Origin of the sequence: Advenella sp. S44, from assembly GCF_002810445.1 — a bacterium.
Taxonomy (GTDB): Bacteria; Pseudomonadota; Gammaproteobacteria; order Burkholderiales; family Burkholderiaceae_B; genus Advenella.
Genome location: NZ_NEXS01000001.1, coordinates 832,885 through 840,098, shown reverse-complemented (window position 1 = coordinate 840,098; position 7,214 = coordinate 832,885). Strand labels below are relative to the sequence as shown.

Genomic DNA, 7,214 nt, shown 5'->3' with positions numbered 1-7,214 from the left:
TCCCCCACCGAAGCCGCCGCCTCCGAAGCCACCACCGCCACGCCCACCGCGCCCAGCGCCAAAACCGCCACCCAGGCCGCCCAGGCCACCGCCAAGAATGGTGCCGTTACGCCGTGCTCCACGCACAGCGCCACGGGGGACGACTTTTCGGGCAATGCCGCTGATGACCAGCGCGGCGATGGCAGCCAGCCCTGCCAGGATAATACTGCCGGTGATCGCAAACAGCATGACGCCCGCTGCCACCGCGCTGATAATCGGCGGAAAAAAGGCGATCAGAAAAAAGCCAAACATAAGCATGGGGCCCAGCGCACCAAACAGGCCCTCGTCAAATTCATCGCTGCCAGCCGCGGCACGTTTCTCAGGCGCGGGAAGCGCTTCGTTCTCAATCAGCGAAACCAGGGCCGTAACGCCGGCGTTAACGCCACCGGCATAGTCATTTGTCTTGAAATGCGGGGCAACGTAATCGTTGATAATGCGCGAGGCCAGTGCATCCGGCACTGCCCCTTCCAGCCCGTAGCCAACCTCCAGTCGCATACGCCTGTCATCCTTGGCGATCAGAAACAGAATACCGTCATCCACATTGGCGCGACCCACTTTCCATTGATCGAATACGCGGCGCGCATAACTCTCGACGGTATCGGGCTGTACGGTGGGGACCATCAGTACAAATACCTGCGCGCCTTTGTTTTCTTCCAGGGCCTTGAGCTTGGCTTCAAGCGCCTCCTTCTGCCCCTGGTCCAGCGTACCAGAGGTATCGGTTACTCTCGCAGTCAGTTGTGGCACCGGTACTTCCTGCTGCGCCACAGCCGGCGCGAAACCAGCCACCGCAACCAGCAGAATCAGGAGGCGAAGCAGCGATTGCAAACGACACATAACAATCGATCCGCAGGATTGAAAAGCGACAGGCAGTAGCATCACTGGGCGGGTGCGGGCTGAGCTGGCGCAGGCTGGGCCGGGGCGGCATTACCCGCCGGAGCGCGGGCGCCCGTATCAAATTTGACCTCGGGATTGCGCATGATTTCGTCCTGATTATCGGTGCCGAAATTGGGCTTGACCTGATAACCCATTATTTTCGCGGTGATCAGCGTCGGGAACTGGCGGATCAGCGTGTTATATGCCTGGACGTCCTTGATGTAACGGCCACGTGCAGTAGCGATCCGGTTTTCGGTCCCTTCCAGTTGCGCATTCAGGTCACGAAACAGGGCGTCGGCCTTCAGTTGCGGATAGTTTTCCGATACGGCGATCAGGCGGGACAGGGCAGAACCCAATTGGTTCTGGGCGGCCTGAAACTGTTGCAACTGTTCCTGTGAGGGAATCGTATCGGCAGAAATCTGTACGCTGCCCACTTTGGATCGCGCCTCGGTGACCTGTGTGAGCACTTCGCGCTCGTTGACCATATAGGCATTTACACTGGCGACAATCTTGGGAACCAGGTCTGCCCGACGTTGATACTGGTTAAGAGTCTCAGACCAGGCCGCCTTGACCTGCTCATCCAGCGTCTGGATCTGGTTATAGCCGCAACCGGACAAAAACACGGCCAGCATCAATGCGCCGATCATCCCGAAAAATCGTTTCATGTTGGTAGCAACCCGTAAGGTAGTGAATCGGAAAAAGGATGCCCTAATCATAGCCGTTTTTTTTGCAGGCCGATGCAATTGAAGCGCTACAAACCCGTTGCAGAGTGTTAATTTCATTAAATTGAGGAGTTTGGCGTGACGTGCAACCCACAATGGCGGTCTGTTGCGATAATTCGGCAGTCTCGCTTGTGCGCTCTTCACCGGACAGCGTTAAACGGCCATCGGGTAACCGATGGTTGATGGTCGATGGTTGACGATTAGTAGCGGCAACGGCTTCAGTGGTCGTTTTCGCGGTGGCGCATACGCTTCAGGTCGCTGATACCGATATAGAGGTGAAACGTGAATAGGCAGTTGGCAAACTGCAGCAGCAGTCGACGGCAGGCGGCGCATCTTCGGCAATGTTTTCCGGTATGTTCAAATATCACTTTTTATAATAATTTGTGCATAATGCACAAATAAGCTATACTTGCACTAACGTCTCATCCCATCGGAGGCCAGCCATGACCGCCCTGCAACAACCCAAACCTGCGCCTGAAGCCGTTCTGGCCAAGGCAGTGCTGCGCGCTGCCGAACAACTCGGCCTGAAGCAGGCAGAGCTGGCCGCGGTGCTGGGCATGCACCGCACCGCAATCAGCCGCCTCAAAACCACCGCATCGCTGGACCCTGACAGCAAACAGGGTGAGCTGGCCTTGCTGTTGTTGCGTCTAGCCCGCGCCCTCTTCGCCCTCACGGGCGGCGATCAGGAATGGATTCGCCACTTCATGCGCACCCCAAACAAAATCACCGGTGGCATCCCTGCCACCCAAATTGAAACCATCCAGGGAATGACCACGGTGCTGCAGTTTGTTGATGCCATCCGCGGTAAAGTGTAATGATCTGGCAAGCCTGTAACGGTCCCGACCATATCCGGTCTATTGACGGCAAGCTGTACCGGCTTGTAGAAAGTCAGGAGCAGATTGCCACACTTGGCTATGTCGACACGCTGGACGAACAGGCCCTGCTGGAACAGATGCTGGACCAGGCCAAACCCGTTTCGCAACCAGACTGCGAACCCCTGCATTATCTGCTCAAAACGCCGTTCCGCTACCCGCCGCTCAAATGGGGTTCGCGCTTCGGTCGCGTGCACGAGCGCAGCCTGTTTTATGGGGGCAAGAATATCGGCGCGGTGTTGGCCGAAAGCGCTTTCTATCGTTTCGTGTTCTGGCACTCAATGGATGGCACGCCGGTCAAAGACAGGATCCGCAGCGAACATACGCTTTTTTCGGTGCGCTACGGCACAGAAAAAGGGATACAGCTTCAGGAACCGCCATTTAATCAGTATCAGGCCGATTTGACGGATCCGGTCAATTACCAGGCGGCGCAGCAGATAGGCAGCGCCATGCGCGCCGCCAACGTGCAAGCCTTCGAATACTGCTCGGCCCGCGATCCTGAACACGGCCTGTGCGTTGCCCTCTTTTCTCCCGCGGCATTCAGACAAAAAAAACCACAAGAGACCAACCAGTGGTTTGGTGAAATCAGCGCGGACCAGGTATCGTTCACGCAACTACGCTCTGGCAAAGTCATGACCTACGGCATCGGCTTTTTTCTGGTCAATGGTGTCCTGCCCATGCCGGCCTGATATTCCTGTTGATATCCCTTTACCAGATGGCCCGCCCCAGACGGCAAATTCATATGCCGATGAGCCCATATACCGGAAGCCCGTGTACCATGATTGCCCACCCACAAGCCGCGCCCCAAATACCGGCCTCATCTTGCCTCAGAAAATTTACATTAAGCTGAATTTATGTTAGCCTTCTACGTTTACCGCAGTATCCAATTCTCTTATCCATGAACCGCTACCTTGCGCAAAAAGTCGTCCATTTTTTCAATAGCGAGCCAGCCTCAGGCATCATTCTGATGGTGACGGCCGTGCTGGGAATCTGGCTCGCCAACTCCACCATGGCTGATGCCTATTTCTCGACCCTGTCGAGCTATGTCGCGGGTCTGTCGGTTCTGCACTGGATCAATGACGGGCTGATGGCCCTGTTTTTTCTATATGTGGGTCTGGAAGTCAAACGGGAATTGCTGACCGGAGAACTATCCAGCAATCAGAAGCGGCTGCTCCCCTGCCTGGCCGCTATTGCAGGTGTGGTTGCCCCGGCCCTGATCTACGTTGCCTTCAACTATCACGATCCGCAACAAATCCGCGGCTGGGCTGTCCCGGCGGCAACCGATATCGCCTTTGCGCTTGGCGTGCTGGCATTACTTGGTTCCCGCGTGCCTGCCTCGCTGAAGGTGTTTCTGACTGCGCTGGCAATTATTGATGATCTCATCGCCATTATCGTGATCGCCCTGTTTTACACGGCACAAATACAAAGCCTGTATCTTGCACTGGCTGCAGGCACCCTTATCGCGCTGGTATTGCTAAACCGCAGCAACGTTATGCGCACCCTGCCCTACGCCATCCTGGGCGTGTTCATGTGGTGGTTCGTGCTCAAGTCCGGAGTCCACGCCACACTGGCCGGCGTCGCGCTGGCGCTGACGCTGCCCATGGCTGGCAAAAACCAGGCGACGAACGCCGGCCCCCTGCTTAAATGGGAACACGGTCTGTCGCCGTGGGTGGCATTTTTGATCGTGCCCATTTTCGGCTTTGCCAACGCCGGGGTCTCGTTCGCGGGACTTTCCTGGAGCCAGTTGGGACACCCGGTCGTGCTGGGCATTGCTGCAGGCCTGTTCCTAGGCAAGCAACTGGGCATTTTCGGCCTGGTCTGGCTGACGGTCAAATTTGGCCTGGTCAACAAACCGGAACGGGCCAGCTGGCCGCAGATCTATGGCGTGGCCATGCTGTGCGGTATCGGCTTTACCATGAGCCTGTTCATCGGTGCCTTGGCGTTTACTGACCCGGCGGTGCAGGCTCTGGCCAAGATCGGCGTATTTGCCGGCTCGGTACTTGCGGCCGTTCTCGGCTACTTTATTCTGTTTTTCAGCGCCAAACAGAAACCGTAGCGGGTCATCACACCCGATTTTCCCGTATTATTAATATATCCATTCATTTGATTATGACCAGTTTTACGGGAAACCAGCCAATGCCCTTTGTCTTGCCCATTCGCCGTCGCTTTTTTCTATTGCTTGCCTGCTGCGCTGTGGCGGCTGCGGGCATGCCTGCCCATGCCCAGGACAGCGCCAACCTACTGCCTGATCCAATGACCATCGTGGTGGGTTACGCGCCGGGCGGGGCCGCCGATACGACAGCGCGCACGTTCGCAGAACAACTACGCAAAGATGGCGCAGGCACTGTGATTGTGGAAAACCGACCGGGCGCCTCGGGACGCATTGGCCTCAAACATGTACTGAATGCAAAACCGGATGGCAAAACGGTCTATCTGGCTCCGTCGCCGCTGTTGACGATTTTTCCGCTGACTTATAAAGATCCGGGATACGACATAGAAAAAGACCTGCGCGCGGTCGTCACGCTCGTCAACATTCCCACTGCCATCGTAACGGGGGCATCCCAGCCCTTCAATGATATGAAGGGTTTTGTCGAGTGGGCTAAAAAGAACCCGAAAGCCGGCGCCAGCCTAGGCGTCGCGACACTCGGCAGCTCAGGGCATCTAGGCATTCTGGCCCTCAACGAAAGCCAGAACACGAAAATCGAACCGGTTGCCTATCGCGGCGCCTCGCCCATGCTGGTTGATGTATCCAGCGGCGTTGTTCCGATCGGCTGGGATGCCGTCGCCAGCATGATGCCTTTGTATAGCGCCGGGAAAATCAAGTTTCTGGGGATAAGCGGTACGCAAAAGCTCGAGGCGCTTCCCAACGTAACCACGCTGGCGGAACAGGGATTTCCTGAATTTAAGGCGGCGACCAGTTTTTATGGCATCGTCGTGCCTGCCGGCACGCCCGACGACACAATCAAGAACCTGGAGGCCGCCTTTATAAAAGCGGCTGGTGCGGCCGACCTGAAACAACAACTTGCCACACGAGGCCTGATTACATCGCCGCAGGACGCAGCACAAACCTCAAAACGGATACGCGAAGAGCTGGAAACCTGGCGCCCGGTGGTACAACGCACCGGCATCAGCATGGAGTAGAAACACCCTTGCCACGGCTGAGCAGGATCGACAGCGTCTGATTATCTCCAGATCTGTTACCCAGGCCACATATCCACGCAACCGTCCATAATGAGCGCCCAGATCGGGGCTATCGCAACATCACGGCTGGCGGGCCAAAGGAGGAATATCAGCAACGCCCCTGGCCCGCTCAAAGACGGATGCGAACTGAAGCAATTGCGCATCGCTGCCCCAGCGCGTGACAAACTGAATGCCCGTCGGCAACCCGTCGCGCGCCAGACCGCAAGGCAGGGTTACGGCAGGATGCCCGGTCATATTGAACACCATTGTCCACGGGTACCAGTGGCTGCGAATGCCCTCGTAGCTGCGGCCATCCATCTCGAACGGGTCGAACAAATCCATATCCAGCGGCAGCGCTGTCCTTGTCAGCGTCGGGACCACCAGCAGGTCGGCAGAAGTAAACAGCGCCTGCAGCCGTTTAAATAGCACAGTGCGCGTAAACATGGCTTCCTGGTAGTCCATGGCGGAAAACTCTCCTGCCGATAAAACCTGGCGACGGAAGGTTTCACTGAAAGTGTCTGCGTGCTGTTCCACCAAAGGCAAAAAGCGTGCACGCCAGACGGTGTGATTGATGGTGCGCCAAGTGGGCTCGACAATAAAATCCGGTGCATCAAAGGGTTCGAGCACGGCGCCCAGGCCTTCAAGCACACGCAATGCTTCGTCGAATTTTTCCTGCACGTCCCTGGATATTGTCCTGCCCTGCGGTGCATAACAATATCGGATGCGTTTGCCGCGCAGATCGCCCTCATGGCGCGCCGCCTTCTCGTAATCGACTGGTTGCCGTCCGATAGACCAAGGGTCCAGATCGTAGTCTCCGGCCATGATATCCATCATCAGACCGGTATCGGCAACGTTGCGCGTTGTCGGAGTAACATAGGTCTGGTTGCCGAACAAGTCTTGGGCCTGGCTATGCGGAATGACGCCATTGCTTTGTTTGATTCCCACGACGCCATTACAGGCAGCCGGGATCCGGGTGGAGCCGCCGCCATCAGTGGCAATGGCCAGCGGAGTGATGCCAACGGCGGTGGCCACGGCAGCACCCCCGCTGGAGCCCCCGCTTGTGCGTTTGGCATCCCAGGCGTTGCATGTCTGCCCGAATAACGGCGACCGTGTAAAAGGCTGTGAGCCAAACTCCGGTGTCGTTGTCTTGCCCAGTAAAATGGCACCTTCGGCGTTAAGCCTGGCCACAGCCGGCGCGTCTTCCACCGGCACGTTATCCTTATACAGCACGGTACCGAATGTCGTGCGCACGCCGGCCGTATGAACGAGATCCTTGACAGTATACGGAATGCCATGCAGGCGCCCCAGCGGTTTGCCGGCCATCATGGCCCGCTCGGCCTCGTGCGCCTGTTGCATGGCTTTGTCGCCGCACATCGTAATAAAACAGTTCAGTGCAGGATTGAGCGCTTCGGCGCGCTCCAGGCTGGTCCTGACCAGCTCCACCGGCGAAATTTTCCTGGCGTGAATCAGCGCCATCAGTTCGGTCGCAGAAAGGGTATGAAGGATTGTCATTGCTATGGCCGCCATA

General features: G+C 57.1%; 7 protein-coding genes. 4 read left to right on the top strand and 3 right to left on the bottom strand.

Features of this window, described 5'->3' with window-relative positions; genetic code table 11:
• On the bottom strand, positions 1–873 hold an 873-nt coding region (locus CAP48_RS03885; RefSeq protein ID WP_100694733.1), incomplete at its 3' end, for a YgcG family protein.
• Between the two features lie 41 nt (positions 874–914).
• Entirely contained in the window at positions 915–1,577 is a 663-nt protein-coding gene (locus tag CAP48_RS03880; protein WP_192871274.1) for a LemA family protein, read from the bottom strand.
• A 500-nt stretch (positions 1,578–2,077) separates the two neighbouring features.
• Here CAP48_RS03880 and CAP48_RS03875 point away from each other — a divergent pair, with 500 nt between their 5' ends.
• The 4 genes from CAP48_RS03875 (at position 2,078) to CAP48_RS03860 (ending at position 5,647) form a co-directional block, all read left to right on the top strand.
• Complete coding sequence (locus tag CAP48_RS03875; RefSeq protein WP_100694665.1) at positions 2,078–2,449, top strand: XRE family transcriptional regulator; 372 nt, start codon at positions 2,078–2,080, stop codon at positions 2,447–2,449.
• The gene (locus CAP48_RS03870) at positions 2,449–3,195 is read left to right on the top strand and encodes an RES family NAD+ phosphorylase (RefSeq protein WP_100694664.1); all 747 of its coding nucleotides are present in this window, start codon (positions 2,449–2,451) and stop codon (positions 3,193–3,195) included. The genes CAP48_RS03875 and CAP48_RS03870 overlap by 1 nt, the downstream gene beginning before the upstream one ends.
• Positions 3,196–3,404: 209 nt before the next feature.
• Positions 3,405–4,562 (top strand): Na+/H+ antiporter NhaA, encoded by a 1,158-nt coding sequence (gene nhaA, locus CAP48_RS03865; protein WP_100694663.1) that lies wholly within the window; start codon positions 3,405–3,407, stop codon positions 4,560–4,562.
• A gap of 80 nt (positions 4,563–4,642) precedes the next feature.
• Positions 4,643–5,647 carry a tripartite tricarboxylate transporter substrate binding protein gene (locus CAP48_RS03860; RefSeq protein WP_242444307.1) on the top strand — a complete coding sequence of 335 codons (1,005 nt, stop codon included), beginning with the start codon at positions 4,643–4,645 and terminating at the stop codon, positions 5,645–5,647.
• Between the two features lie 120 nt (positions 5,648–5,767).
• Here CAP48_RS03860 and CAP48_RS03855 read toward each other — a convergent pair whose 3' ends face one another.
• Entirely contained in the window at positions 5,768–7,198 is a 1,431-nt protein-coding gene (locus CAP48_RS03855; protein WP_100694662.1) for an amidase, read from the bottom strand.
• Positions 7,199–7,214 lie beyond the last annotated feature (16 nt).

Coding starts and splice junctions, on each gene's coding strand:
- CAP48_RS03880 (WP_192871274.1), bottom strand. CDS start 1,577: ATGAAACGATTTTTCGGGATGATCGGCGCATTGATGCTGGCCGTGTTT.
- CAP48_RS03875 (WP_100694665.1), top strand. CDS start 2,078: ATGACCGCCCTGCAACAACCCAAACCTGCGCCTGAAGCCGTTCTGGCC.
- CAP48_RS03870 (WP_100694664.1), top strand. CDS start 2,449: ATGATCTGGCAAGCCTGTAACGGTCCCGACCATATCCGGTCTATTGAC.
- nhaA (WP_100694663.1), top strand. CDS start 3,405: ATGAACCGCTACCTTGCGCAAAAAGTCGTCCATTTTTTCAATAGCGAG.
- CAP48_RS03860 (WP_242444307.1), top strand. CDS start 4,643: ATGCCCTTTGTCTTGCCCATTCGCCGTCGCTTTTTTCTATTGCTTGCC.
- CAP48_RS03855 (WP_100694662.1), bottom strand. CDS start 7,198: ATGACAATCCTTCATACCCTTTCTGCGACCGAACTGATGGCGCTGATT.